This window comes from Xanthomonas campestris pv. asclepiadis (assembly GCF_020784175.1).
Taxonomy (GTDB): domain Bacteria; phylum Pseudomonadota; class Gammaproteobacteria; order Xanthomonadales; family Xanthomonadaceae; genus Xanthomonas; species Xanthomonas campestris_D.
The window spans coordinates 1-24,041 of record NZ_JAJGQM010000001.1 but is presented as its reverse complement, the minus strand read 5'-3'; the positions used below and the strand labels follow the sequence as shown (position 1 = coordinate 24,041).

24 protein-coding genes are annotated in these 24,041 nt (G+C 61.5%); 11 read left to right on the top strand and 13 right to left on the bottom strand.

The annotated features are described in order from the left end of the window. Positions 1–47: 47 nt before the first annotated feature. A complete protein-coding gene (locus LL972_RS00120) occupies positions 48–1,442 on the top strand; it encodes a sigma-54-dependent transcriptional regulator (protein WP_016901261.1) in 1,395 nt (464 codons plus the stop codon). Positions 1,443–1,737: 295 nt separating this feature from the next. On the opposite strand, the gene pilB is transcribed toward LL972_RS00120, so the two are convergent. From pilB to LL972_RS00095, 5 genes are all read right to left on the bottom strand, one after another. Next, complete coding sequence (gene pilB / locus LL972_RS00115) at positions 1,738–3,474, bottom strand: type IV-A pilus assembly ATPase PilB (RefSeq protein WP_228325891.1); 1,737 nt, start codon at positions 3,472–3,474, stop codon at positions 1,738–1,740. A gap of 92 nt (positions 3,475–3,566) precedes the next feature. Next, positions 3,567–4,175: a methionine biosynthesis protein MetW gene (locus LL972_RS00110; RefSeq protein ID WP_228325890.1), complete on the bottom strand. Its 609-nt coding sequence runs from the start codon at positions 4,173–4,175 to the stop codon at positions 3,567–3,569. Further along, the gene (locus LL972_RS00105; RefSeq protein ID WP_429002100.1) at positions 4,168–5,136 is read right to left on the bottom strand and encodes a glycosyltransferase; all 969 of its coding nucleotides are present in this window, start codon (positions 5,134–5,136) and stop codon (positions 4,168–4,170) included. Before LL972_RS00105 ends, LL972_RS00110 begins: the two co-directional genes overlap by 8 nt. 68 nt (positions 5,137–5,204) lie before the next feature. After that, a complete protein-coding gene (locus LL972_RS00100) occupies positions 5,205–6,002 on the bottom strand; it encodes a glycosyltransferase (RefSeq protein WP_228325889.1) in 798 nt (265 codons plus the stop codon). 1 nt (position 6,003) lies between these two features. Then, a complete protein-coding gene (locus tag LL972_RS00095; protein ID WP_104567527.1) occupies positions 6,004–6,384 on the bottom strand; it encodes an SMR family transporter in 381 nt (126 codons plus the stop codon). Positions 6,385–6,707: 323 nt separating this feature from the next. Between LL972_RS00095 and LL972_RS00090 the strand changes: the two genes are divergently transcribed. The 8 genes from LL972_RS00090 (at position 6,708) to LL972_RS00055 (ending at position 13,802) form a co-directional block, all read left to right on the top strand. Then, the gene (locus tag LL972_RS00090) at positions 6,708–7,121 is read left to right on the top strand and encodes a pilin (RefSeq protein WP_104567528.1); all 414 of its coding nucleotides are present in this window, start codon (positions 6,708–6,710) and stop codon (positions 7,119–7,121) included. Positions 7,122–7,183: 62 nt separating this feature from the next. Continuing rightward, the gene (locus LL972_RS00085; protein ID WP_228325888.1) at positions 7,184–9,145 is read left to right on the top strand and encodes a hypothetical protein; all 1,962 of its coding nucleotides are present in this window, start codon (positions 7,184–7,186) and stop codon (positions 9,143–9,145) included. A gap of 99 nt (positions 9,146–9,244) precedes the next feature. After that, positions 9,245–10,507 (top strand): type II secretion system F family protein, encoded by a 1,263-nt coding sequence (locus LL972_RS00080; RefSeq protein WP_323134196.1) that lies wholly within the window; start codon positions 9,245–9,247, stop codon positions 10,505–10,507. A 6-nt stretch (positions 10,508–10,513) separates the two neighbouring features. Beyond that, positions 10,514–11,377, top strand: coding sequence for a prepilin peptidase (locus LL972_RS00075; RefSeq protein WP_228325887.1), 864 nt, complete (start codon positions 10,514–10,516; stop codon positions 11,375–11,377). A 13-nt stretch (positions 11,378–11,390) separates the two neighbouring features. After that, positions 11,391–12,014: a dephospho-CoA kinase gene (coaE, locus tag LL972_RS00070; RefSeq protein ID WP_228325886.1), complete on the top strand. Its 624-nt coding sequence runs from the start codon at positions 11,391–11,393 to the stop codon at positions 12,012–12,014. A gap of 532 nt (positions 12,015–12,546) precedes the next feature. Further along, positions 12,547–12,948: a SymE family type I addiction module toxin gene (locus LL972_RS00065; RefSeq protein ID WP_228325885.1), complete on the top strand. Its 402-nt coding sequence runs from the start codon at positions 12,547–12,549 to the stop codon at positions 12,946–12,948. 75 nt (positions 12,949–13,023) lie between these two features. Further along, entirely contained in the window at positions 13,024–13,314 is a 291-nt protein-coding gene (locus LL972_RS00060; RefSeq protein WP_228325884.1) for a DUF1778 domain-containing protein, read from the top strand. Beyond that, positions 13,311–13,802 (top strand): GNAT family N-acetyltransferase, encoded by a 492-nt coding sequence (locus LL972_RS00055; RefSeq protein WP_228325883.1) that lies wholly within the window; start codon positions 13,311–13,313, stop codon positions 13,800–13,802. Before LL972_RS00060 ends, LL972_RS00055 begins: the two co-directional genes overlap by 4 nt. A 148-nt stretch (positions 13,803–13,950) precedes the next feature. Here LL972_RS00055 and LL972_RS00050 read toward each other — a convergent pair whose 3' ends face one another. The 4 genes from LL972_RS00050 to rimK all read right to left on the bottom strand — a co-directional run bounded on the left by LL972_RS00050 (position 13,951) and on the right by rimK (position 17,552). Further along, positions 13,951–15,285 carry a sensor histidine kinase gene (locus LL972_RS00050; RefSeq protein ID WP_228325882.1) on the bottom strand — a complete coding sequence of 445 codons (1,335 nt, stop codon included), beginning with the start codon at positions 15,283–15,285 and terminating at the stop codon, positions 13,951–13,953. After that, positions 15,278–15,955, bottom strand: a complete 678-nt coding sequence (locus tag LL972_RS00045; protein ID WP_006448355.1) for a response regulator transcription factor — start codon at positions 15,953–15,955, stop codon at positions 15,278–15,280. Before LL972_RS00045 ends, LL972_RS00050 begins: the two co-directional genes overlap by 8 nt. A gap of 90 nt (positions 15,956–16,045) precedes the next feature. After that, positions 16,046–16,423, bottom strand: a complete 378-nt coding sequence (locus LL972_RS00040) for a hypothetical protein (protein ID WP_228325881.1) — start codon at positions 16,421–16,423, stop codon at positions 16,046–16,048. Between the two features lie 223 nt (positions 16,424–16,646). Beyond that, positions 16,647–17,552 carry a 30S ribosomal protein S6--L-glutamate ligase gene (gene rimK, locus LL972_RS00035; protein ID WP_228325880.1) on the bottom strand — a complete coding sequence of 302 codons (906 nt, stop codon included), beginning with the start codon at positions 17,550–17,552 and terminating at the stop codon, positions 16,647–16,649. A gap of 490 nt (positions 17,553–18,042) precedes the next feature. Here rimK and glgX point away from each other — a divergent pair, with 490 nt between their 5' ends. Then, positions 18,043–20,175, top strand: a complete 2,133-nt coding sequence (gene glgX, locus LL972_RS00030; RefSeq protein WP_228325879.1) for a glycogen debranching protein GlgX — start codon at positions 18,043–18,045, stop codon at positions 20,173–20,175. A 669-nt stretch (positions 20,176–20,844) separates the two neighbouring features. Here glgX and LL972_RS00025 read toward each other — a convergent pair. Both LL972_RS00025 and LL972_RS00020 read right to left on the bottom strand, forming a co-directional pair. After that, positions 20,845–21,237, bottom strand: coding sequence for an H-NS family nucleoid-associated regulatory protein (locus LL972_RS00025; RefSeq protein ID WP_023904915.1), 393 nt, complete (start codon positions 21,235–21,237; stop codon positions 20,845–20,847). An 88-nt stretch (positions 21,238–21,325) separates the two neighbouring features. Further along, positions 21,326–21,721, bottom strand: coding sequence for a hypothetical protein (locus LL972_RS00020; RefSeq protein WP_228325878.1), 396 nt, complete (start codon positions 21,719–21,721; stop codon positions 21,326–21,328). An 831-nt stretch (positions 21,722–22,552) separates the two neighbouring features. On the opposite strand from LL972_RS00020, the gene LL972_RS00015 reads away from it, so the two are divergent. Further along, positions 22,553–22,894: a hypothetical protein gene (locus LL972_RS00015; RefSeq protein ID WP_228325877.1), complete on the top strand. Its 342-nt coding sequence runs from the start codon at positions 22,553–22,555 to the stop codon at positions 22,892–22,894. Between the two features lie 52 nt (positions 22,895–22,946). Here the strand turns inward: LL972_RS00015 and LL972_RS00010 are convergent, their stop codons facing one another. Together LL972_RS00010 and LL972_RS00005 are read right to left on the bottom strand one after the other, a co-directional pair. Continuing rightward, the gene (locus LL972_RS00010; RefSeq protein ID WP_429002099.1) at positions 22,947–23,813 is read right to left on the bottom strand and encodes a hypothetical protein; all 867 of its coding nucleotides are present in this window, start codon (positions 23,811–23,813) and stop codon (positions 22,947–22,949) included. Continuing rightward, the coding region (locus LL972_RS00005; protein WP_228325876.1) for an integrase core domain-containing protein at positions 23,735–24,041 on the bottom strand (307 nt) is incomplete at its 5' end. The genes LL972_RS00010 and LL972_RS00005, both read right to left, overlap by 79 nt.

The window sequence follows — 24,041 nt, the reverse complement described above, 5'->3', positions numbered from 1 at the left end:
CGGCCGGCAATTGTCGACTGTCATCGCCGTGGGCTATCGTGCGCCACATGAACGAACCGAAAAGTGCCCTGGTTGTCGATGACGAGCGTGACATTCGCGAACTGCTTGTTCTCACCCTGGGCCGGATGGGCCTGCGCATCAGCACCGCCGCCAACCTGGCCGAAGCGCGCGAGCTGCTGGCCAACAATCCCTACGACCTGTGCCTGACTGACATGCGGTTGCCTGACGGCAACGGCATCGAGCTGGTTACCGAAATCGCCAAGCACTATCCGCAGACCCCGGTGGCGATGATCACCGCGTTCGGCAGCATGGACCTGGCGGTGGAAGCCTTGAAGGCCGGCGCCTTCGACTTCGTCAGCAAGCCGGTGGACATCAGCGTGCTGCGCGGCCTGGTCAAGCACGCGCTGGAACTGAATAACCGCGACCGCCCTGCCCCGCCACCGCCGCCGCCGGAACAGGCCAGCCGCCTGCTCGGCGACTCCAGTGCAATGGAAAGCCTGCGCGCCACCATCGGCAAGGTCGCGCGCAGCCAGGCGCCGGTCTACATCGTCGGCGAATCCGGCGTGGGCAAGGAACTGGTCGCCCGCACCATCCACGAACAAGGCGCACGCGCGGCCGGCCCGTTCGTGCCGGTCAACTGTGGCGCCATCCCCGCCGAACTGATGGAAAGCGAATTCTTCGGCCACAAGAAGGGCAGCTTCACCGGCGCACATGCCGACAAGCCCGGCCTGTTCCAGGCCGCGCATGGCGGCACGCTGTTCCTGGACGAAGTGGCCGAATTGCCGCTGCAGATGCAGGTCAAGCTGCTGCGCGCGATCCAGGAAAAATCGGTGCGCCCGGTGGGCGCCTCCAGCGAGTCGCTGGTGGACGTGCGCATCCTCTCGGCCACCCACAAGAACCTGGGCGACCTGGTCTCCGACGGCCGTTTCCGCCATGACCTGTACTACCGCATCAACGTCATCGAACTGCGTGTGCCGCCGCTGCGCGAACGCGGCGGCGACCTGCCGCAACTGGCCGCGGCCATCATCGCGCGCCTGGCACATAGCCACGGCCGGCCGATTCCGCTGCTGACCCAGTCCGCGCTCGACGCGCTGGACCAGTACGGCTTCCCGGGCAATGTGCGCGAGCTGGAAAACATCCTCGAACGCGCCCTGGCCCTGGCCGAAGACGACCAGATCAGTGCCACCGACCTGCGCCTGCCCGCCCACGGCGGCCACCGCCTGGCCGCCACTCCCGGCAGCGCCGCCGTCGAACCCCGCGAAGCGGTGGTCGACATCGACCCCGCCTCGGCCGCCCTGCCCTCCTACATCGAGCAACTGGAGCGCGCCGCGATCCAGAAGGCGCTGGAAGAAAACCGCTGGAACAAGACCAAGACTGCTGCGCAGCTGGGCATCACGTTTCGGGCCTTGCGTTATAAATTGAAGAAGTTAGGGATGGAGTAAAAGGCCGGGAGTCGGGATTGGGGAATCGGGAATCGTAACAGCGGGTTGACCGTGGTTAATTGCTTTGACTGCTCTGTTCTGGCCTCTACGTCTCGAAGACCTTAGAGGACGGCATTCATGGGCGGATGCTGTTCTCCTAGTAAAAACGGCGCTCCTCTTACGAGGAAGCGCCGTTTTTTTGGCCTTCGCAACTTTGCCCAGTCTCAAAACCGTCGAGCAAAAGCTTGGGGGGAAAAGGATTACCGCTGTAGCCAGCTTCTCCGATTCCCCAATCCCGATTCCCGATTCCCGGCCCTCAGTCCTTGGTTACGCGATTGATCTCGGCCAGGCTAGTTACCCCGTGCGCGGCCTTGACCAACGCCGACTGGCGCAGGTCGCGGATGCCGATACTCTGCGCCGCCTCGGCAATCTGCATCGCATTGCCGCCTTCCAGCACAATCGCACCAATCTCGTCGGTCATCGGCATCACCTGGTAGATACCGGTACGGCCCTTGTAGCCTTCGGTGCACTCGTCGCAACCGACCGCTTCGTACAGCTCGATCCCGGCAGCGAGCTGCTCTGCAGTGAACCCTTCCGCCAGCAACGCATGCTCGGGCAGGCTCGATTTGCGCTTGCAGTTGTTGCACAGGCGCCGCGCCAGACGCTGCGCAATGACCAGCGTCACCGACGAGGTGATGTTGTACGGCGCAATGCCCATGTTCATCAAACGCGCAATGGTCTGCGGCGCATCGTTGGTGTGCAGCGTGGACAACACCATGTGGCCGGTCTGCGCGGCCTTGATCGCAATCTCGGCCGTTTCCAGGTCGCGGATTTCGCCGACCATGATGATGTCCGGATCCTGGCGCAGGAACGAGCGCAACGCCGCGGCGAAGGTCATGCCGCGCTTGTTGTTCTGCTGCACCTGGTTGACGCCAGGCAAACGGATTTCGACCGGGTCCTCGGCAGTGGAGATGTTGCGCGTCTCGTCGTTGAGGATGCCCAGCGCCGTATACAGCGACACCGTCTTGCCCGAACCGGTCGGCCCGGTCACCAGCACCATGCCGTACGGCTTGTGGATCGCTTCCAGGAACAACTTCTGCTGGTCCGCCTCGTAGCCCAGCTTCTCGATGCCCAGCTTGGCCGCGCTGCCGTCCAGGATACGCAGCACCACCTTCTCCCCGAACAGGGTCGGCAAGGTGCTCACGCGGAAGTCGATCTGCTTGGTCTTGGACAGGTTGAGCTTGATGCGCCCGTCCTGCGGCACCCGCTTCTCGGCGATATCCAGCTGCGACATCACCTTCAGGCGCGCCGCGATGCGCTGGTTCAGCTTTACCGGTGCCTTGGCCACATTCTTCAGCAGCCCGTCGATGCGCAAGCGCACCCGGTAGTCGTCCTCATAGGGCTCGAAATGGATGTCGGAGGCTCCCCGCCGGATCGCATCCACCAGCACCTTGTTGACGAACTTCACCACCGGCGTGTCGTCGCCCTTGGCATCAACCCCGGCATCCCCGCCGGCGCCCATGTCCTCGTCCCCGGCCGACACGTCCAGGTCGCCCATCCCCTCATCGTCGTCACCGAGCGATGAGCCAAGCGACGCATTGCTGGCCTGCCACTGCTCCAGGGTGCGACGGATCTGATCCTCATCGACCAGGATCGGCTCGACCACCAAATTGGTATGGAACTTGATGTCGTCCAGTGCCCGGGTCTGAGTCGGGTTGCTCACCCCCACGAACAACCGGTTGCCGCGCTTGAACAACGGCAGCACCTGATGCTTCTGGAGCAACTCTTCGCTGACCAGCTTGACCGCGTTCTGGCTTGCGTCAAACACGGACACATCCATCAGCGGCATGCCGAATTCCACGGCATTGGCCGCCGCCAGCTGCGCTGCCGATACCAGTTTTCTTTCGGCAAACCACTGAGGAAGCGGGATCTTGGCGGCCGCAGCCTGGTCCATGGCGCCGCGAGCGGCGGATTCGTCAATCGCACCGTCCTGCACCAGGCGCCGAGCGATTCCCGTGATACCGACTAGATTCGTCGTAACAGCGGTGTTCATGGATTTGTGGACCTTTTCAATTGGCTGCATTAGTAGTGTGCCGCCCAATGTGAGGTATCGACAATGGCGGCAAAGCCGATCGCTCCTCGGCGCTACGGATCTGAGGCGTCGGCAACGAAAAGCACTTGCAACTCGTGGTGGGGGAACCAGTCCCCCAGCACGCGCACATTGCCCGGAAAGTACCGCCGTCGGCTTAACCGAAATCCGGCATCTGCCAGCAATTCCGGCTGGGAGAGAAACTCGGCATCGACGAAAGTCCGATGCGTGGCATCGGACGCGAATCCCTTCTGCCCCGGCACCACTACTAGGATCCGTCGTACACCGAGCCGGCGAGCAGCGGCAGCGAGCTTTCGTAAGACCTCCCGCGGCTGCTCCAGGTGCTCCAGCACATGACTGATCACCATCGACTCGAAACGAGCGCCGCCGGTCAACAATCGAAGACTCCAATCGTCACTCTCGCCATCGTAGTGATCCACAGGCAGACCACGCTCACGGCAATAGCGGACAGTCGCCTGGTTGTATTCCATCCCTCTCGACCCATTGGGAAGACGCTCCAGCAATTCGCCGACGCCACACCCGAAGTCCAGCGTTGGCCCACGCAACAATGCCTGCGCACTACGCAAGTAGGCTCTGCGCACCAGCTTCCTGAGCCGACTCCGGTTTACCTGATACTCCGTGTAAGCAGCGCCGAACTCACTCATGCCGTCCCTCCCGGCGCAATGCCGCTCCCCGCAGCAAGACATGTAATGGCCGCACCGGAACCGATGCGATGTCGTAGGCAAGAAATCCGAGAATCAGCTGGATGCCCACGATGATCTGAATCGCCGCAAGCATGACGCTGCCCGCTGAACTGAAGTAGCCCGTTTGCGCTGATTGCAGCCAGAAAAATGCACCGGTCAACGCACCGGACACGAGAAATGCCATTCCAGCGACGAGCTCAAGCGAGGCCAGCGACAAGTCCCGCAGGAAGTAGTTGTAGAATATCCGCTTGCCGAAACTTCGCAAATGGCGGATGGAGAAGTCCACGGCGATCCGCCGAATACTGAGGTTGCTGACTTCGTCTCCATAGCGCGCGTCCATCGGGACATCTACCACGACCGCGCGAATGGTATTCAACCGGAACAGCATGTCGCTCTCGAAGAAGTACCGCCGACTGATCTTGTCCAATGGCAGGCGCGCAAGCACGCTGGCGTGCACCGCCGTATAGCCATTGGTCGGATCGAAGATATCCCAGTACCCGGACGAAAGCTTGGTCAAAAAGGATAGGGCCGTGTTGCCCACGATTCTGACAGCGGGCATGTGACGGATTTGCGTCAAATCATAGAACCTGTTTCCCTTGGAATAGTCGGCCTCGCCTCTCACGATCGGCCCGATAAGCTCCAGCAGAGCAGCCGGGTCCATTTGGCCGTCACCATCCATCTTGACGATGATATCGGCATCTCCTGCCAGCGCCGCACGATACCCAGCCACGGTGGCGCCCCCGACTCCTAGGTTCACCGGATTGCGGACGACGACGACCCTGTCATCGGTACAATTCTGTTGCACGAAGTCGCCGCTCGCGTCCGGGCAATGGTCATCGACCACGTAAATCGACCCAACCTCTGACGGAATCGCTGCCAGTACGTCCAGCACGTGCGCCTTGACCCGGTAACACGGAATCACGATCGCCAATCGCAGCGTCTCCAATCGCGCCTCGCCCGTTTGGACGTACACAGTCGTTGCAGACACGCTCACGTCCCAGCACTGTAGGAAAGACGATAGATCCAGGCCAACAAGGTGGCAATCGGGCGCGGCCAGAAGCGGCAGAACATCATCAAATCCTCTTTGGCACGCATGCCCGATAGCACGCCATCGGTCGTCGTACTTTCTGCGTGGACACGATGCAACATCGAAACACGCTTGATCCGCACGAAACTTCCCGGTTGATCCGCAGCCCGCGTCCAGGCATCCCAATCGAGATTCAAGCGTAAATCTTCCCTGAAAGCACCCCAGCTTGGCGGAGTGCGCATCGTCACCGATGGACACGGCACCGCACACCCGAACATGAGCAGACGTCGCTTTGCTGCCCTGGAGCGCCGAACCGACAGGCCGAAGAACGCTAGCTCCTGTAATAGCCGCTTGACCACAAGCATCGAGGTGATCTGCCGCGTAGACTCCCCGACCAGTTCGCCATAGCCGGTCATGATAAGCGACGCGTCCGGCGCACCTTCCATCGCCGCTTTCGTGTCGCGGGCGAAGTCAGGCAGATAGACGTCATCTTGGTGCGCTAGCGTCACCCAACCTGCCGGCACGGCTGTCAACGCGAGATTCCAGTCCACGCCGATGCCACGACGCTCGCTGTGATGTTCAACCAGGGTCGCGCCGAACCGATCCGCCAGTTGTCGGATAGCGGACGTCGGCGTCGAGGTACTAATCCATATCGGCGATGGCGAGGACTGCGTACTCAGCGAGCGCAGACACACCTCCAAATGCGGCGAATCCCCATATGCCGGAACGACGAAGACATGACTGAGTGCAAGTGACGCCACCTCACCCCCCCTGTGCGTTAAGGGAAACCAAGGCCACACCCACGGAGATCAGCACCAGTCCTACCCATTGCCACAGTGCGAGGCGCTCGCCGTAGAGCAGCCAACTCAGCAACGCGAGCAGTAGATAGAAAAATGCCCCGGAGATCGCGAATGCCACTCCCAGTTTGACCTGGCGGACCACTAGCATCCAGACGATGAAGCCAATGCCCTGGATTGCCACCGCGGTGATTACGCTGGGCGAAAGCACTGCCGCGATCAGCCATGCTGAGCCTTCGGGTGACGGAGTCCTCGCGGCCACCTGCGCCAGTCCGCGTTTGACGAGCAACTGACTGCCAATGGTCGAACACGTCACAAAAAAAATCAGTAATATTTCGCGATACATCACGCCACGCCTGCAGATGACGCCAGTGCCAACGGATGTACACCGGTCGTCGACAGCATAAGTGGTGTGAACCAGATGCACCACTGACCTGAAAATGCTTGGCAGCTGACATTTTTTGTCACTCTGTGACTCCCCCGGACGGACGGTTCTCACCGCCCGCTAGTTGTGTCTCCAGCCAAACCGCGCCCTGGCGAGCGACGCAAGAGTTGGCACAGTCCATGCATAAATCCAGACGTGGTGATTCTGCATGCCACGATCAACCTACAGTCGAGGGAGATCCACGTGCGCTCATCCGTCCTATCCAACCAGCCGAGATTGAACTCATGAAGAAGAATGCACAGGGCTTCACCCTGATCGAACTGATGATCGTGATCGCCATCATTGCCATCCTGGCCGCCATTGCGCTGCCGGCCTATTCAGACTACACCAAGAAGGCCAAGGTCTCGGAAGTCGTGCTGGCAGCGTCGTCGGGCCGCACTACCATTTCGGAGTATGTCGCTGCGAATAACGGCAACTGCCCCAGCACCAGCGTGCTCGAGAGCCAATCGTCGACCTACGTTAGCGGTGTCAGCAACAGCGGCTGCGTGATCACCGCAGTCAGCACCGTGTCGGGCGCGACCGGTAATATCGTCCTGACAGGCACGGTGAATGCGTCCACCTTCCAGGTCGACTGGACCTGCGGTGGCAGCGTGCAGTCCAAGTACCGTCCGGGTTCCTGCCAGGGCACTAAGCAGTAATAGGTACGCTTTGACAAAGAACCCCGGGAAACCGGGGTTTTTTTTGCTCGAGAATAATGCCAATGGACAAGATATCCCGTAATCCGACAATCTTGCTGCTCGGCATGACGCTGTTGACCGCCATACTTTACTGGCCGGGGCTAAATGGTCCTTTCCTGATGGACGATCAGCAGCATCTGCTATTGGTGCAATCCTGGCATCAGGGACAGATCGGCTTCTGGGACATGGCCGCCGGCAACGGTAACTGGCTGCTCCATCGCTCGCTTGCCATGGCCAGCCTGGCATTGAATGTCGCCATCGGCGGCGACTCCAGCACCTCCCTCAAGCTAGGCAATCTACTCGGGCATTTGTTATGCGCCTGGATCGCCTATGTCTTGTTCCGCCGCCTCCTTGCCCGCGATCGCAACCTCGCAGGTCATGCCGGGCTGATCGCCGCACTGATCTGCAGCCTCTGGCTGCTGCACCCGATAAATGTCAGCACGGTGCTGTATGTCGTGCAGCGCATGAGCGAAATCGCCGCCATATTCCCTTTATTGGGAGTGACACTCTACGCAACCATCCGCAACCGCATGCTGGCAGGGCGCCTTAAGGCAACCCAAGCCCTGGTACTTCAATTCCTCGGCATTCCACTGCTGACCCTGCTAGGCATCCAGGGCAAACAGAGTGCCGTAGTGCTCATCGGGCTGTGCCTGGTGGTCGAGCTCGGGTGGTTCCAGGAGCCGCGCGACTGGCCCTGGGTATTGAAAAGTTTCTATCTGGTATTCGTCGCAGTACCGCTACTGGCCCTCCCGCTGGTACTGCACCACTACTGGCAGCCACTTGAGGCTGCCATGCTTGAGTGGGGCATGACCCCTACCGAGCGACTGCTGACCGAGCCACGGGTGCTCTGGCAGTACCTGCGCATGCTCGTCGCTCCTTACTCGCCGGCGATGGGCATTTATAACGACGATATCGCCATCTCAAGCAGCCTGCTCAGCCCAGTGTCGACCCTGCTCTCGGTCGCCGGGCTCATTCTGATCAGTGTGGTTGCCTGGCGCGTGCGCAAGCGCCTTCCGGCGACGTTCGTCGGCTGGTTCTGGTTTCTGGTGGCGCACTCGGTCGAAGCAAGCATCGTGCCGATCGAGCTCTACTATGAGCATCGCAACTACCTGCCTCAATTCGGCCTCTGGCTCATGCTCATCGACCTCGCCGCAGCCGCGCTTCGTCACCTGGACAAGTCGGGGATGAAGGTCCGTATGCTGGGGTGGACCCTGGCCGGCGGATTCATCATGGTGCTGAGCATCCAGACATGGCAGAGGGTCATGGTCTGGCAGACCTCACTGGGCATCAGTTTGACAGCGATCGAAACCCACCCAAATTCGGCACGAGCTCACGTCGCCTTCGGTTTTGCGGCGATGCAGGCAGGGCTAATCGGAGATACGTATCGGGTCTTCGAGCAGTTGGCCGCCAACGCGGACCCTGCGCTTGCTACGATTGGAAAGGTGGAGCTCACTGTGCTGAACTGTCATCTGAAAAGCGACAGCGATCCCGAACTTCTGCGGCAAGCCGGACGTCAGTCCCCAGCCTTCATCAATCCGGTGCTGCCCTACGCCATTTCCAACCTCATGGAGATCCATGCACGTAATGGCTGCGGCCGCGTCACCTCGGCGGTGATAGCCGAGACGATCGAAGATGTCCTTGCACGGGCGACGGGACAGCGCGAGTCCTCCCAAGCGAAATGGTCCCTCCGTTACAACGCAGCCCTTGCGCATGACCAAGCGGGAGACTGGCGTGATGCTCTCAGACAGACAAGGGTTGCCTGGTCGCGGAGCCCGGATCCGACCATTGCACTATTTCATGTGAAACTTCTTCTCCGAGCGGGTGAGCTCGATTCCGCCAAAGGCGCATTCTGGGATGTTATGCGCCGCGCGCGGTACACCCAAATAAGCGAGCTGGAGGGCGCATCACGCGGCGCCGCTCTGCGCGCAATGCTCAAAGAAATCAACGCTTACGCGGCGGAGCATGGCCAGCAAGGTTTGCACTGAAGAGAAGGATGACGGCATATCGTTGCTCGTGCCAGCACGTGCGTGACCCGCTATCATCATCACATACACCGGCATGGGGTGCCGTGGGGAGACTTGGCAATGTCAGCACTGGGCAGTACCGTGAAGAAGGGGGCTAAACCCGCCAATCGGGTAAATGCGATGACGTCTTTCGTCTGGGAGGGGACAGACAAGCGCGGCGTCAAAATGAAGGGGGATGAGCTGGCTCGCAATGCAAACATGCTGCGCGCCGAACTCCGCCGCAGGGGGATCAATCCCACTGTTGTCAAAACAAAACCCAAGCCGCTGTTTGGCGCAACCGGCAAGCCGATCAAACCTAAGGACATCGCATTTTTCAGTCGCCAGATTGCGACCATGATGAAATCCGGTGTCCCGATGGTCGGCACCCTGGAAATCATCGGCGAGGGCTCCAAAAATCCCCGCATGCGAAAGATGGTTGGCGAAATCCGTACCGACATCGAGGGCGGATCATCGCTCAATGAAGCGATTAGCAGACATCCGGTGCAGTTTGACGAGCTTTATCGCAACCTGGTCCGTGCCGGCGAAAGCGCCGGCGTGCTGGATACCGTGCTGGATACTGTGGCGACCTATAAGGAAAATATCGAAGCACTGAAGGGCAAGATCAAGAAAGCCCTCTTTTATCCTGCAATGGTGATGGCAGTAGCGTTGATCGTCAGTTCCATATTGCTGATTTGGGTGGTACCACAGTTCGAGACAGTATTCTCCAGCTTCGGTGCGGAATTACCTGCATTCACCCAAATGATCGTGAATCTTTCACGATTCATGGTTTCCTGGTGGCTCCCAATCTTGCTGGTGATCGTTGGGTCGGCGGTAGGGCTGACCATGGCCTACAAGCGCTCACCCCGAATGCAACACCTGTTTGATCGTCTAGTTCTAAAGGTGCCGGTCATTGGCAAGATCATGCACGACAGTTCGATTGCCCGATTCGCACGAACAACCGCCGTTACCTTCAAGGCAGGCGTTCCGTTGGTCGAAGCGCTGGGAATCGTCGCAGGCGCGACGGGTAACAAGGTCTACGAGGAAGTAGTCCTGCGGATGCGAGACGACGTATCGGTGGGCTACCCTGTCAATCTGTCGATGAAGCAAGTAAACCTCTTTCCGCACATGGTGATTCAGATGACTGCGATTGGCGAAGAGGCCGGTGCGCTGGATGCCATGCTGTTCAAGGTCGCTGAATACTTTGAGCAAGAAGTCAACAATGCCGTCGATGCACTGAGCAGCCTGCTTGAGCCTATGATCATGATATTCATCGGCACCATCGTAGGCGGCATGGTCATCGGCATGTATCTTCCGATCTTCAAACTTGGCGCAGTGGTGGGTTAAGACGTAATGGCATTTCTCGACCAGCATCCCGGTCTCGGCTTTCCCGCCGCGGCCGGACTGGGACTGCTGATCGGCAGCTTCCTGAACGTGGTGATCCTGCGCTTGCCCAAGCGCATGGAGTGGCATTGGCGGCGCGATGCGCGCGAGATCCTGGAGCTGCCGGACATCTATGAGCCACCGCCGCCAGGGATCGTGGTGGAGCCGTCACATGACCCGGTCACCGGCGACAAGCTCAAGTGGTGGGAGAACATCCCGCTCTTCAGCTGGCTGATGCTGCGCGGCAAATCGCGCTACAGCGGCAAGCCGATCTCCCTCCAGTATCCGCTGGTGGAGTTGCTGACCTCGATCCTATGCGTTGCCAGCGTCTGGCGCTTCGGCTTCGGCTGGCAGGGCTTCGGCGCGATTGTGCTGAGCTGCTTCCTGGTGGCGATGTCGGGCATCGACCTGCGCCACAAGCTGCTGCCGGACCAGTTGACCTTGCCGCTGATGTGGCTGGGCCTGGTCGGCTCGATGGACAACCTCTACATGCCGGCCAAGCCTGCCCTGCTGGGCGCGGCGGTGGGCTATGTCTCGCTGTGGACGGTGTGGTGGCTGTTCAAGCAGCTCACCGGCAAGGAAGGCATGGGCCACGGCGACTTCAAGTTGCTGGCCGCGCTCGGTGCCTGGTGTGGGCTGAAAGGCATCCTGCCGATCATCCTGATTTCCTCGCTGGTCGGCGCCATCCTCGGCTCGATCTGGCTGGTGGCCAAGGGCCGCGACCGTGCCACCCCGATCCCGTTCGGCCCCTACCTGGCCATCGCCGGCTGGGTGGTGTTCTTCTGGGGCAACGATATAGTCGACGGTTACCTGCACTTCGCAGGCCTGCGTTGACCCGGGCACGGCGATGAGCGACTTCATCGTCGGCCTGACCGGCGGCATCGCATCCGGCAAGAGCGCCCTGGCCGCCGAGTTCGAGAAGCTGGGCGTGCCGGTGATCGATGCGGATATCGTGGCGCGGCAGGTGGTGGCGCCTGGTCCCATACTCGATGCCATCACGAACCGCTTTGGCCAGGGCATTTTGTTGCCGGATGGCACGCTGGATCGGCAAGCCTTACGCAAAATCGTCTTCGCCAATCCAACCGAGCGGAAGGCGCTCGAAGCGATCACCCATCCTGCCATTCGCACCGAATTGCAGCGCGCGGCGAAAGCGGCCAATCACCCATACGCCGTCGTGGCAATCCCATTACTCGCTGAAGCAGGGGCACGGGCGACCTATCCCTGGCTCGACCGCATCCTGGTCGTCGATGTACCGGTTGCGCTTCAACACGCCCGCCTGATGCAGCGCGACGGCAGTACGTCAGCCCTTGCCGATCAGATGATTGCAGCACAAACCTCTCGCGCACAACGACTGGCCATTGCCGATGATGTGGCAAGCAATGAGGGCAATACGGACCAGTTGGCGCAACACGCGCAACGACTGGATGCGACTTATAGAGCGGCGCTTCAAACACATCGAATCGAGAACTAACGTGTGACACTCCCGCATTCGATATGAGCCACAGCCAACCGGCCACCATTACCGGCAGTGAAAAATGGTTTGGATGCAATGCATGGAATCCAATGCTCTTGCACAGCAAGCCTGCCGGTACATGTGGCATGCGCCACTAATAGCATGATGCATTCGAATACCGAATCAGGAAAGTCACCTTTCGCCTGATTTACTTCCCTGCAATTGACATTGCAAACAACCAGTAGCAACCTCTGCCTCAAGGAGCGTAGAAACTCCTCTCATAGCGGTACCCACCTCCGTCAAACTGGTGGGTTTTTTGTGCCTGTTCGCAGGCGCAAGCCGACGCGATGCCTGCGTCGGGAGGGCGGCTAATACAACACTCCTTCGGGAGGAATACGCCCGCCGGCTATGAGCGGTTTCTAACCTCCCGACATCCCGTCGCCGGCCGGCGACGGTGCCTGTTCTTCGAAGGAGGCGTCGTCATGGCAAATGTATCGATACTGCAGATTGGTGGGCGTCGTCGCTCCGTGGTGCTGACGGAGGTGAGGCGATGAGCCGGGCCCGGTCTTCAACCGCCAAGCGCTCCAAACCGACTGCCAAACGCACCGGTACCGCCAAGCCAGCTGAGCACGCGATCGATGCACAGCCGGTGCGGCTGGTTCCGTCGCCCAAGTTCGATGTGGACAACCTCGACTTCGACCATCGCCCCAAGCGCCGCGTGGACGATCTGCCGCCGCGCCCACCCCGCAAGGCGCGCACGCCCACGCGCTGCACGGTGGGTTATGCGTTCTACGAGGCCGAACCCGGCCGGCCGCACAGCCAGCGGATTCCCAGCGTGCGCTTGCGCGGGATTTGGCTGGAGCAGTTGGGGTTTGCGGTTGGCTGCAAGCTGCAGATCACTGCGCGCGAGGGCGAATTGGTGGTGACGGTGGAGCGCGCGCCCTCGCAATGAACGAGCGACACATCATCGTAATGACATCGACATTACGGAGGAGCTACACTACATCGACCTGCAGGAGGCAACACCATGTCCACGCCAAGCACTACGCCCGGCAAGCGCGAAACCTTGAATCTCCGCATCAAGCCCGAGGAACGCAACCTGATCGACCAGGCCGCCAAGGCGCGCGGGAAGAACCGCACCGATTTCGTGCTGGACGCGGCGCGCTCGGCTGCCGAGGAAGCCTTGCTGGACCAGACCCTTATCGCGGCCAGCCCGGACGCCTACGCCGCCTTTCTGGCACGGCTGGACATGCCGCCGCAGCCGAACGCGCGCCTGCGCAAGACGATGCAGACCCCCGCTCCTTGGGAGAAGGCATGACGGTATCGGCGCCGGAACCGCTGACAGCACATCACCGGGTCGAACCGTTCGCATCGGGCGTGGAGAGCCTGGACCACTGGCTCAAGCGCCGCGCCCTGAAAAATCAGGCGACCGGTGCGTCACGGACCTTCGTTGCCTGCGAGGATGAACGCGTGGTGGCCTATTACGCCTTGGCCTCGAGTGCGGTCGCCATGGACGCGACGCCAGGCCGCTTCCGTCGCAATATGCCGGATCCGATCCCCGTGGTGGTGCTTGGCAGGCTTGCTGTCGACCAATCCCTGCACGGCAGAGAGTTTGGCCGCGCCCTTGTGCAGGATGCTGGCAAGCGCATCCTGCATGCGGCCGACACCATTGGCATTCGCGGGCTGCTCGTGCATGCACTGTCGGCGGACGCCAAGGCGTTTTACGAGCGCATCGGCTTCGAACCTTCCCCGCTGGATCCCATGCTGCTGGCCGTCACGCTGGAAGATCTGAAAGCCAGTCTGTGATCTGGTCGAGGGACGCGGTAGAAGGTGGGAGACCGTCGCGGACGGTGGTGCGCTTCATGATTACAGAACTGCAATCAATCGCCGGGTGAAGCATTGTCGGTAAAGCCCTCGCGCACGAGTGCGCTCCTACAAAAGCGCGGGTGGTTGGTTAGCGATGGAACGCCAGTGTTGCGATGACGCCGCGCTCCTGGCCTGGGCGCACGCTGACGCGCCAGCCGTAGAGGTCGCACAGCCGGCTGACGATCGACAGGCCGATGCCGCCGCCTTGCGAGTGGCCGGCGTGGGTGCCGCGGTAACCGCGCTGGAACAGCTTGGCGGCGTCCTCTTCGCTCAGGCCCGGGCCGGAGTCGATCACTTCCACCGCATCGCCGAGCACGCGCACGCGCACCTGGCCGTCCTGGGTGTACTTGACCGCATTGCCGATCAGGTTGCCCAGTGCTACCGACAGAGCGGATTCGGGCGCGTCGATGACCAGGTCGCGCTCGCCTTCCAGCAGCAGCTCCAGCGGTTTGCCACCGAGCTGGGCGCGGTGGGCGTCGATCAGCTGTTCGGCCACCTTGGCGACATTGCTGCTGCCCTGCCCGCGCTCGTTGCGCGAGAGCAGCAGCAGCGAGCCGATCAGGTCGCTGCACTGCAGTTCGGCGCGCTGGATGCGTTGCAGACGCTGCAGCATCTTTTCGTCGAGATTGGGCTTGGTGAGCAGCAGTTCGGTGGCGCCGCGGATCACCGCCAGCGGGGTGCGCAATTCGTGGCTGACATCGGCGTTGAATTCGCGGTCGCGCTGTACTACTTCGGTGAGGCGGGCCGAGTAATCGTCCAGCGCTTCGGCGAGCTGACCCACTTCGTCGTCCGGGAAGTGCGCGGCCAGCGGCTTGGGCTCGCTGGTGCCGCCGCGGTAGGCACGCAGGCGCGCGGCCAGGTCCGACACTGGGCGCATCACCTTGGAGGCGGACCACCAGCCGATCAACAGCGAAAAGCCGCTGAACACCAGCACCGAGAGCATCAGCGTGCGCTTGAGCTGGATCTCGCCCTTGAGCGTCTGGGTCATGTCGTAGGCGAGGAAAAACCACTCGCTCGGCGTCTTGCGCACCGCAAGCTTGTACGAATACGCGTTGCCGCTGTCGTCCACGCCGGAAATGGTGTGGATGCCGTCGGGCAGCTGGTACCACTCCGGCTGTTCCAGCCGCAGCGCGTCGAACTTGTCGCTCTTGACCACGCGCCCGCGCATCTGCTGCACCGGCAGGTCGGGGTTGCGCAGCGGGTCGGAGTAGAAGCGCTGCGCAAAGGCGTCGATATTGCGGTTCATCACGTCTTCGACCAACTGGTTTTCCACGCGCGAGCGCGCCCAGTTGGTGGCGAAGGCGAACAGCGTGGTCAGGCAGAAGCCCAACAACACGAACGACAGGATGATGCGACTGCGCAGACGCCGCCTGTAGCGGCCGCGCTTGCGCGCGGGCCGCGCGCCGTTATTGCTTTCAGGCATCGGGCGAGGCGATGCGATAACCGATGCCGTGACGGGTCTGGATCATCGGCACGTCGAAGGGCTTGTCGACCACCGCGCGCAGGCCGTGGATATGCACGCGCAGCGAATCCGAATCCGGCAGCTCCTCGCCCCAGACGCGGGTTTCCAGCTCCTGGCGGGTGACCACGGCCGGCGAGGCTTCCATCAGCGACTGCAGGATCTTCAACGCAGTGGGGTTGAGCTGCAGCAGCTTGCCGCGACGACGCACTTCCAGCGTGTCCAGGTTGTATTCCAGATCGCCGGTTTCCAGCACGCGAGTGTGCACGCCCTTGCCACGACGCGACAGCGCATTGAGCCGTACTTCCACTTCCTGTAATGCAAACGGCTTGATCAGATAGTCGTCCGCACCGGAGTCAAAACCGGCCAGCTTGTTGTCCAGCGAATCGCGCGCGGTGAGCATCAGCACCGGGGTCTGCTTGCGCGCTTCGTTGCGCAGCTTGCGGCACACTTCGATGCCATCCATGCCAGGCAGGTTGAGATCGAGCACGATGGCGTCGAACTCATGCACCACGGCCAGATGCAGCCCGGTCACGCCATCGGCAGCAAAATCCACCGTGTGACCGCGGTCTTCGAGATAGTCGCCCAGATTGGCGGCGATATCGCTGTTGTCTTCGATTACTAGAATTCGCACTGGAACCTCATTCGTTAAGCAATTTTTGGCGCTGGCGCCGAGAAATTTTGTGTTGACTCACAGCCATCTGAGGGCGGCACTCGGCGGCGTTCAGACACTGCTTGGTACTGATCTGCGAACCAGGTGCACGCGCGCGCCGGCGGTTGGCCGACCATCTTCGCCTGCCATGGTCAAAATCTGGGTGATGAGCTCCTGATCGTTCTGCAACGCTGTGCCCTGGCTCGACTGCAAGGCAGTAACACCCGGCGGCGCCTCCAACGCGGCCTCAATGCGATCGAGCGCCGTTGTCACCTTAGCGCGCTCACCCTGACTGATCTCGGAGTGCTTCTGGCCTTTGTGCGGATCGCTCAGCACCTGCTCCGCCTGCGGCTTGAACCGCTTGTCTACATCGACCACCGCTGCATGGGCAGGGCTGTTCAAGAGACCGGCCACAATAAGCAGCAATCTAACGCTTACTTGCCTTGTCATGCCGCCTCCTTGTGTGCCTGAGCGATTTAACATCAGCGAATGTAGACGCGAAGCCTGGGGGCAGCAAGCCGCCACATAAAAAGGCCCAAGTGCGACAACGCACTTGGGCCAAAAGTTCATCCCGATCACCGTCACTGCCGAGAGCGGAGCTACGGTCGGGTGAGGCTAGCGAGGAAAGGATTAGATTTTCGTTAAATTTTCGATAAGAAAGCTGATGCCCCGATCAGCGGACCGACAGCTCCAGGTGCTGGATGATCGCCGCCGCCACGTCCACCTCGCAGACCCCCTCCACGCCCTCCAGTCCGGGTGTCGAATTGACCTCGAGTACCAGCGGCCCGCGCGTGGAACGGATCAGGTCCACGCCCGCCACGGCCAGGCCCAGCGCACGCGCGGAACGGACCGCGACCTCCTGCTCCTGCTCGGTCGCCTGGGCCACCGCGGCGCTGCCGCCCAGATGCAGGTTGGAACGGAAGTCGCCCTCGGCCGCCTGCCGGCGCATGGCGGCAACGACCTGGTCACCGACCACGAAGCAGCGCAGGTCCGCGCCTTCGGCCTCGCCGATGAATTCCTGCACGATGAAATTGGCGTAGAGCCCGCGCAGCGCCTCGACCACGCCGCGCGAGGCGCTGGCCTTCTCGGTGAGGATCACCCCGGCGCCCTGCGCGCCCTCGTTCAACTTCACCACATGCGGCGGCGGGCCGAGCATGGAGAGCAGGTCCTGGGTGTCGTCCGGGTTGTCGCCGAACACGGTCACCGGCATGTCGATGCCTTGCGCGGCCAGCAACTGATGCGCGCGCAACTTGTCGCGCGAGCGCAGGATGGCGTCGGAGGGGTTGGGGGTATAGGTGCCCATGAATTCGAGCTGGCGCAACACGGCGGTGGCATAGCGGGTGACCGATGCGCCGATGCGCGGGATCACTGCGTCGAACCCGGTGATCGGCTTGCCCTTGTAGTGCAGGCTGAAGCCGTCGGCGGCGATGCGCATGTAACAGCGCAGCGGGTCGAGGATGCGCACGGTGTGGCCACGCTTGCGCCCGGCCTCGATAAGCCGCCGGGTCGAATACAGCTTGCTGTTGCGGGAAAGAATGGCGATTTTCATCGCGGCAGGTGTACGGCGCGGCCTGGACATGGTCGGAGTCTGATGACGGAGTGACCCAAGTCCGTAGGTCTGCCGGTCGATTGCACGGGCGGGCAGCATCCCTGCCCTGCACGTTGCATTCGACGGGTGTGCGACGGCCCCGAGAATGGGAAGCGGAAGCGACCCAGCAAGGCAGCTCTGAGACTGCGTGCGCTGCGTCGCTTCAACCGGCTGGATGCTAGCAGGGCCGCTGCGCAGCGCTCAAGCACGCGCATGCGTGCTTCGGGAGAGGCGCTGCACAGTACTGCGTTGTCTGGCGACCATCGCACACGCAGCGCACCAGATGCGTTCGATTCAATGCGTCAGCTCACCCGCATCGGCATGCTTCGTTTTGCCACCACCGCCAGGAATGATCGGCAGCCGCGCGCCGTATCGACCTCCCTCACGCCGCCCCCCTGTCGTCGTGACGCGTCTTGCACAGCTGAACCCGCAATGCTTGAGTCCCCTCAATGCCGGCATGCCGGCGCACCCGAGACTCTCAATGCGACGTCCAGCAAGCGCGGCTTACGCCAACCCCTCCCGCATCCGCCAAGGACGCCCGTTTCCGCGTGGCGCCGTCTTCGATGGCCAGGGCACCAATTTTGCATTGTTTTCCGCGCATGCCACGCGCGTGGAGCTGTGCCTGTTCGACGAACAGGGCACCGAAGTGCGGGTGGATCTTCCGGAGTACACCAACGAGATCTGGCACGGCTACCTGCCCGACGTCAAACCCGGCCAGCGCTACGGCTACCGCGTGCATGGCCCGTATGAACCAACCGAAGGCCACCGCTTCAACCACAACAAGCTGTTGATGGACCCGTATGCGCGCGAGATGGATGGCGACCTGATCTGGGCGGACGAACTCTATGGTTACACCGTAGGTCACCCGGACGGCGACCTGAGCTTCGACGAGCGCGATAGCGCACCGTTCATGCCCAAGTGCGTGGTGGTCGAAGACACCTACGACTGGGAAGACGACGCACGCCTGCTCACGCCGTGGAACGAGACGGTGATCTACGAGACCCATGTGCGTGGCTACACCATGCGCAACCCGCAGGTACCCGAAGCCGTGCGTGGCACCTTTGCCGGCCTGGCACAGCCGCAGGTACTGCAATACATCAAGGACCTGGGCATCACCGCAGTCGAACTGTTGCCGGTGCATGCGTATCTAGACGACCAGCATCTGCTGGACAAGGACCTGCGCAATTACTGGGGCTACAACACCATCGGCTTCTTCGCGCTGAAGTCGCGCTACCTGTCCAGTGGGCATCGCGATGAATTCCGCGACATGGTCAAGGCCATGCACAAGCAGGGCCTGGAAGTGATCCTGGATGTGGTCTACAACCACACTGCCGAAGGCAGTGAGCTGGGCCCGACGCTGTCGTTCAAGGGCATTGACAACGCCAGCTACTATCGCCTTGCCGAAGACAAGCGTTACTACATCAACGACACCGGCACTGGTAACACGCTCAATTTGAGTAATTCGCGGGTGATCCAGTTCGTCAACGATTCGCTGCGCTACTGGGCCGGCGAGATGCATGTGGACGGCTTCCGCTTCGATCTGGCCACGATCCTGGGGCGCGAGCCGAGCGGCTTCGATCAGCGTGGCGGCTTCCTGGATGCGTGCAACCAGGATCCGCTGCTGTCGGAGGTCAAGTTGATTGCCGAACCCTGGGACTGCGGCCCCGGCGGCTACCAGGTCGGTCACTTCCCGCCGGGCTGGTCGGAATGGAACGACAAGTTCCGCGACAACGCGCGCGAGTTCTGGAAGGGCGAGGATGGCAAGCTCGCCGAATTCGCCACGCGCTTTACCGGCTCGGCCGATCTGTTTGATCGTCGCGGTCGTCGCCCGTGGGCGTCGGTCAACTTCATCACCGCGCACGATGGATTCACCCTGCGCGACCTGGTGAGCTACAACGAAAAGCACAACATGGCCAACGGCGAGGACAACCGCGACGGTTCGTCCAACGATGGCTCCTGCAATTACGGCGAGGAAGGCGACACCGACAATGCGGACGTGCTGCAGATCCGCGAGCGGCAGATGAAGAATCTGCTCGCCACGCTGCTGCTCTCGCAGGGCACGCCGATGATGCTCGCCGGTGATGAGCGTGCGCAGTCGCAGGGCGGCAACAACAATACCTATTGCCAGGACAACGAGATCACCTGGCTGGATTGGGAAAACGACCCGACCGATGGCCGCCTGACCGACTTCGTCAAGGCGCTGACGCAGTTGCGCAAGCGCTATCCGATCCTGTCGCGCGGCCGCTTCCTCAACGGCCAGTACAACGAAGAAGCGGGCCTGCGCGATCTCACCTGGCTCAATCCGGGCGGGATCGAAATGGACGACGCGCACTGGACCGACGCCGGCGCGCGCTCGGTGGGACTGCTGCTGGAAGGCAAGGCGCAGACCTCCGGCGTCAAGGAGCTGGCTAACGACGCCACCTTGTTGATCGTCATCAACGCCTACCACGAAGGCGTGACCTTCACCCTGCCCTCGACCGACGAACCGGTGCACTGGAAGTTGGCACTCTCGACCGACGAAGCCCTGGAAGTGGACATGATGCCAGCTGGCGCCAGCGAATTCCTGGCCCCGCCGCGCAGCGTGTCGGTATTCGAGTGCAAGAACGACCAGTAGCCCTGTAGCGATAAGCGAAACCCGCTGCCTGCCGGAATTCCGGCGAGCAGCGGGTTTTTTATTGCTTGGACATTTGCGCTGGATGCTTTGTTTGAAGCGGATCTGCGCTGTCGCTATGCAAGCGCCGCCGCTGCTTTTCGTGTGCGATTACAACCCTGCTGGAAACACCCAAGATCCGCGTCGAGCGCGGCGCAAGCAGAATCGTTCCTGGCAACGCCGCAATCGCAGACAGCGCTTCGCTTTGCTTTTTCGGCTAAAGCGCTTGAGGCAGTGGTCTGGCATCAACGACTGATATGGCGATGCTGGCTGGCGCAACACGTATCGAATCATCAATCGTTATCATCGATAGCCAATCAACGAATTGACAAAAATTCGAAACAACCGCACCCGGGAATCGCGCACTTCGAGTACATCTATCCAAAAAACCCGCTGGCTGACCGCAGCAATGTATCAAACCACCACGTCGCTGCACCAAGCTGGACGCGCAACTTTCCGTCTAAGGCCTAGAGTGCGGCGAGATCGGCAAACGTGATCACATCCAGCGTCAATCACATGATTCGGCAACAGCTCGAATACAGCGGCATTTACGGCGATAAAAACCCGGTGCGCAAAGGCCGTGGGTCGCCGGACACCACCGCGCCCTTAGCCAGACCTTGAATACGCAAAAACTCAACCCGGATACAGCGGGAATCGCTTGTCCGGATGATTGGCCTTCCATTCCTTGTAGGAGCTGGTGCCTTCCCACGCCTTGAACGCGCGCGGTGTACGGCCGCGCCCGGACCAGGTCTCGCCGGAATGCGGAATCCAGTATTTGGCCACCACTTCGCCCGTGGACGACAACGGCCCCTTGGATTTGCCGGTCATCGCCAGCGACGCGATCTGGGACTTCTGCTTGGCATTGAAGCGGCTGCCAAACTGGGTCAGCACCTCGACCACCTGGTCGAAGGCTTCCAGCGTCTGGGCATACTTCAGCTGGGCTTCTTCCTGCTCGAGCTTGCGCAGCTCTTCCAGCAATTGGGCTTTGGCAGCGGCGGAGGGTGAAGCGGGCGGAACCTGGCGCATTGGCAAAACTGAGGTCGGAGGGGTCAGCGAGTATTGCCGTTGCGCCGGCTAGCGTAAAGCGGCAGGGCGCGCCCGAGTCTGGCTGCGGTCAGCGATGGCGCAACAAGGCATGCTCGCGGGCCATGGTCAGCACCGGCCCGATGCGCCCGGCCCGGATCAGTTCGCGGCAGTGCTTGCCGACGAACTCGACCCTGGGTGCCGAAAACCATTGATCCACTCGATCCGGCTCGCCGGCGTTGATGGACCAGGCATGGCAGACCGCCTCGCCCAGCTCTTCCACGCCCACCAGCCCCAGCTCGCGGATCTGCTCGGAGTCCAGCGCGAACATCTCCAGCACCTTGTCGGCATCGTCCGGCGTGCCATAACCAGAACTCATCTGCCCGGCCAACCCGGCGCAATACGCGATAGAGGCTGCACGCGCGGATTCGGCGCGTCGCATGCCCTTGAGTAGTGCGCCGATGAGTTGAGGGTGCGTGGTCGTCATGCTGCTCGCTCGATGATGGCTGCCACTATGCCCATCGCCGCGAACCCGCTCAATCAGGAGGTTCCTGACCATGGGCAAGGAAATAGCGAAGCGCGCAACTGGCGTTATTCGCTCCAAGCGTGCTGCAATCGATGCCGGTCCAAACACTAAATGCTATGTCCGGTGGCACCGTAGCAATCGGTTGTAGCCGACGAAAACATCCGATCCGCGATTAAAAACCGACAGCTGAAAACCAATCGTTGCCATCGACTGCAATAGGCCTGGGCTGCGCCCTGAAATTGCATGTCAGTGGGTAAGCGCAATCGCGCAGCGACCGGCCCAGAAGATAAGCAATTCAGTTAGGACGGATCGGATATCGAGCAATCCGCGCTGGCCCAGCGGACAAGGTCGTCAGATGCCACTGCCGGATATGGAGCGGGCGATGGGAACAGAATCGCTTCGCGCCAACCGATTGATTTTCCTAGCTTATCCCAGGGGCGGGTGATCCAAAATGATACCTTTTGTGATACCCCGCGTGATACCCGATCATAGCCAAGCGGACGGCAGCGGTTCAAGGCTTCGCACTAGGGCTGGTCTCCGATAGCTGGAGGCCTGGACAAGCCCCAGTGGAGTGGCACCTGCACCGTCCGCCTTCCCACTCGCCTTCCCGCATCAAGCAGGGTCAACCCCGTTCCGACGCTTCGGTGGGGCGGCTCCTTTGTCAGAAATAGGCATAGGCAGGCTGAAATCTTCGCCCGTATTCAAATTTGTGAAATACGGCTCGAAGCGAGCTCTTGCGGAAGTGGCGATTCTTGGTTGGATGAGGACTTCCCCACACACGTAGGAGTTTTCATGACCACCCATCCCAAACAACTCGAAATCGCTGGCCAACTGCTCGCCGGGCTGATGAGCCAAACCCTTTCGGACGAGCCACTCACGCGCCAGCGAAATGTTTGCAATGCCTGGGCCTCCGCTGGCGAACTGATCGTCTACAGCCAGAAGAACGTCCCGGGCGGAAGCAACGCCACTTCATCGTTGGACCATGCTCCTCCTCGGCCCTCGCCGGCCGTGCGCACACGCGAGGCTGTCATTGTTCGAGAGCTCCCATCGATAGACGAATGGCGCGCGGGCCGGAAGAACAAGGACGCACACCTGGACCCAGTCCGCAGCAAGAAGCGTCCGACCCTTCACTGAGTCTACCGAGAGCATATAAACATTGAGCCCCGCACTGCGGGGCTCTTTGGTTTCAGTGGAAGCGCGGCGGCCGGGGAACGTAGGCCGGCCCAGGAGGTGCGACGATGACAGGGCTTGGACGCGGCTCATCGGGTTCATTCGCCATGTCGAGTGCCAAGGGATAGCGCTGGAGCATGTCTCGGCTCCACACCTCCAGATGCGCCGCACTGGCCAACGCCTCTTTCTCGCAGAGCGCTTGTTCCTCCGCGCTCACCCTGGCCCTTGCATCGGCCAGCTCTGTGACTCGGGCTTCGAGGGTGCTCAACCGACGCCCGCGCCGCTGCTTCCAGTCCCCCTGCATCCACGACGGACCGGGCTCGGGATTGTTCGCAACGAAGTCGTTCCACGCGTTCTCGGCCATGTGGTGCAGCTTCTCGGCGCGACGCACGGCCAGCAGCCGGCGGGCGAATTTCGTGGTCGCTGCCTTGAAGCGCCGCAGCCGACGCAGCAGCTCGTTGAGGTCCGGGCGCAGCCGGGCCTCTTCGGCGAAGGCGGCCACGCGTTCCCTGATCCACTGCAGCAGGTCCAGTGTTACGTGGAGTGTTTTCGCCAAGCCGGAATCCGCTTGAACAGCGACTCCCCATTCGTCGCTGGCCTCCTCCGCGAGCTCGGAGACCGAACGCGGCTCGCGATGCGGCTTGGCATCCTCGGCTTCCAGCAGTCCCAGCCCACGGGCGATGGGCGCCATGCTGCTCGACATCTCGATGTGCCCCGCCCCGCGCCCCAATGGCAGAGAAATAGCGTCGGAAGGGCGGCGAGCCTCGGTAATCCCCCCACTTCTAGCGGTCGCCAGAAGTGGAGCTAAGTGGCCATCGCCAACTTCATGGCAGGCGTGATGCCGCCGAGCGCCATATTCGGACGCTCGTGGTTGTACGTCCATAGCCAGCGGGTGGCTTTGTCCTGCACCTGGTCGACGGTGTCGAACAGGGTTCGGGCGAGCCAGGCGTAACGGATGGTGCGGTTGTAGCGTTCAACGTAGGCGTTCTGCTGCGGCTTGCCCGGCTGGATGTGCTCGACCCGGATGCCATGCCGCTGCGCCCAGGACAGCAACGCGCCACTGATGTACTCAGGACCGTTGTCGCAGCGGATCACGGCGGGCTTGCCGCGC

Excerpts from the sequence above, each read along its gene's own strand:
- LL972_RS00120 (WP_016901261.1), top strand. The coding sequence starts at position 48 with ATGAACGAACCGAAAAGTGCCCTGGTTGTCGATGACGAGCGTGACATT.
- pilB (WP_228325891.1), bottom strand. The coding sequence starts at position 3,474 with ATGAACACCGCTGTTACGACGAATCTAGTCGGTATCACGGGAATCGCT.
- LL972_RS00110 (WP_228325890.1), bottom strand. The coding sequence starts at position 4,175 with ATGAGTGAGTTCGGCGCTGCTTACACGGAGTATCAGGTAAACCGGAGT.
- LL972_RS00095 (WP_104567527.1), bottom strand. The coding sequence starts at position 6,384 with ATGTATCGCGAAATATTACTGATTTTTTTTGTGACGTGTTCGACCATT.
- LL972_RS00090 (WP_104567528.1), top strand. The coding sequence starts at position 6,708 with ATGAAGAAGAATGCACAGGGCTTCACCCTGATCGAACTGATGATCGTG.
- LL972_RS00085 (WP_228325888.1), top strand. The coding sequence starts at position 7,184 with ATGGACAAGATATCCCGTAATCCGACAATCTTGCTGCTCGGCATGACG.
- LL972_RS00080 (WP_323134196.1), top strand. The coding sequence starts at position 9,245 with ATGTCAGCACTGGGCAGTACCGTGAAGAAGGGGGCTAAACCCGCCAAT.
- LL972_RS00075 (WP_228325887.1), top strand. The coding sequence starts at position 10,514 with ATGGCATTTCTCGACCAGCATCCCGGTCTCGGCTTTCCCGCCGCGGCC.
- coaE (WP_228325886.1), top strand. The coding sequence starts at position 11,391 with ATGAGCGACTTCATCGTCGGCCTGACCGGCGGCATCGCATCCGGCAAG.
- LL972_RS00065 (WP_228325885.1), top strand. The coding sequence starts at position 12,547 with ATGAGCCGGGCCCGGTCTTCAACCGCCAAGCGCTCCAAACCGACTGCC.
- LL972_RS00060 (WP_228325884.1), top strand. The coding sequence starts at position 13,024 with ATGTCCACGCCAAGCACTACGCCCGGCAAGCGCGAAACCTTGAATCTC.
- LL972_RS00055 (WP_228325883.1), top strand. The coding sequence starts at position 13,311 with ATGACGGTATCGGCGCCGGAACCGCTGACAGCACATCACCGGGTCGAA.
- LL972_RS00050 (WP_228325882.1), bottom strand. The coding sequence starts at position 15,285 with ATGCCTGAAAGCAATAACGGCGCGCGGCCCGCGCGCAAGCGCGGCCGC.
- LL972_RS00040 (WP_228325881.1), bottom strand. The coding sequence starts at position 16,423 with ATGACAAGGCAAGTAAGCGTTAGATTGCTGCTTATTGTGGCCGGTCTC.
- rimK (WP_228325880.1), bottom strand. The coding sequence starts at position 17,552 with ATGTCCAGGCCGCGCCGTACACCTGCCGCGATGAAAATCGCCATTCTT.
- glgX (WP_228325879.1), top strand. The coding sequence starts at position 18,043 with ATGCGACGTCCAGCAAGCGCGGCTTACGCCAACCCCTCCCGCATCCGC.
- LL972_RS00025 (WP_023904915.1), bottom strand. The coding sequence starts at position 21,237 with ATGCGCCAGGTTCCGCCCGCTTCACCCTCCGCCGCTGCCAAAGCCCAA.
- LL972_RS00020 (WP_228325878.1), bottom strand. The coding sequence starts at position 21,721 with ATGACGACCACGCACCCTCAACTCATCGGCGCACTACTCAAGGGCATG.
- LL972_RS00015 (WP_228325877.1), top strand. The coding sequence starts at position 22,553 with ATGACCACCCATCCCAAACAACTCGAAATCGCTGGCCAACTGCTCGCC.
- LL972_RS00010 (WP_429002099.1), bottom strand. The coding sequence starts at position 23,813 with ATGGACGTACAACCACGAGCGTCCGAATATGGCGCTCGGCGGCATCAC.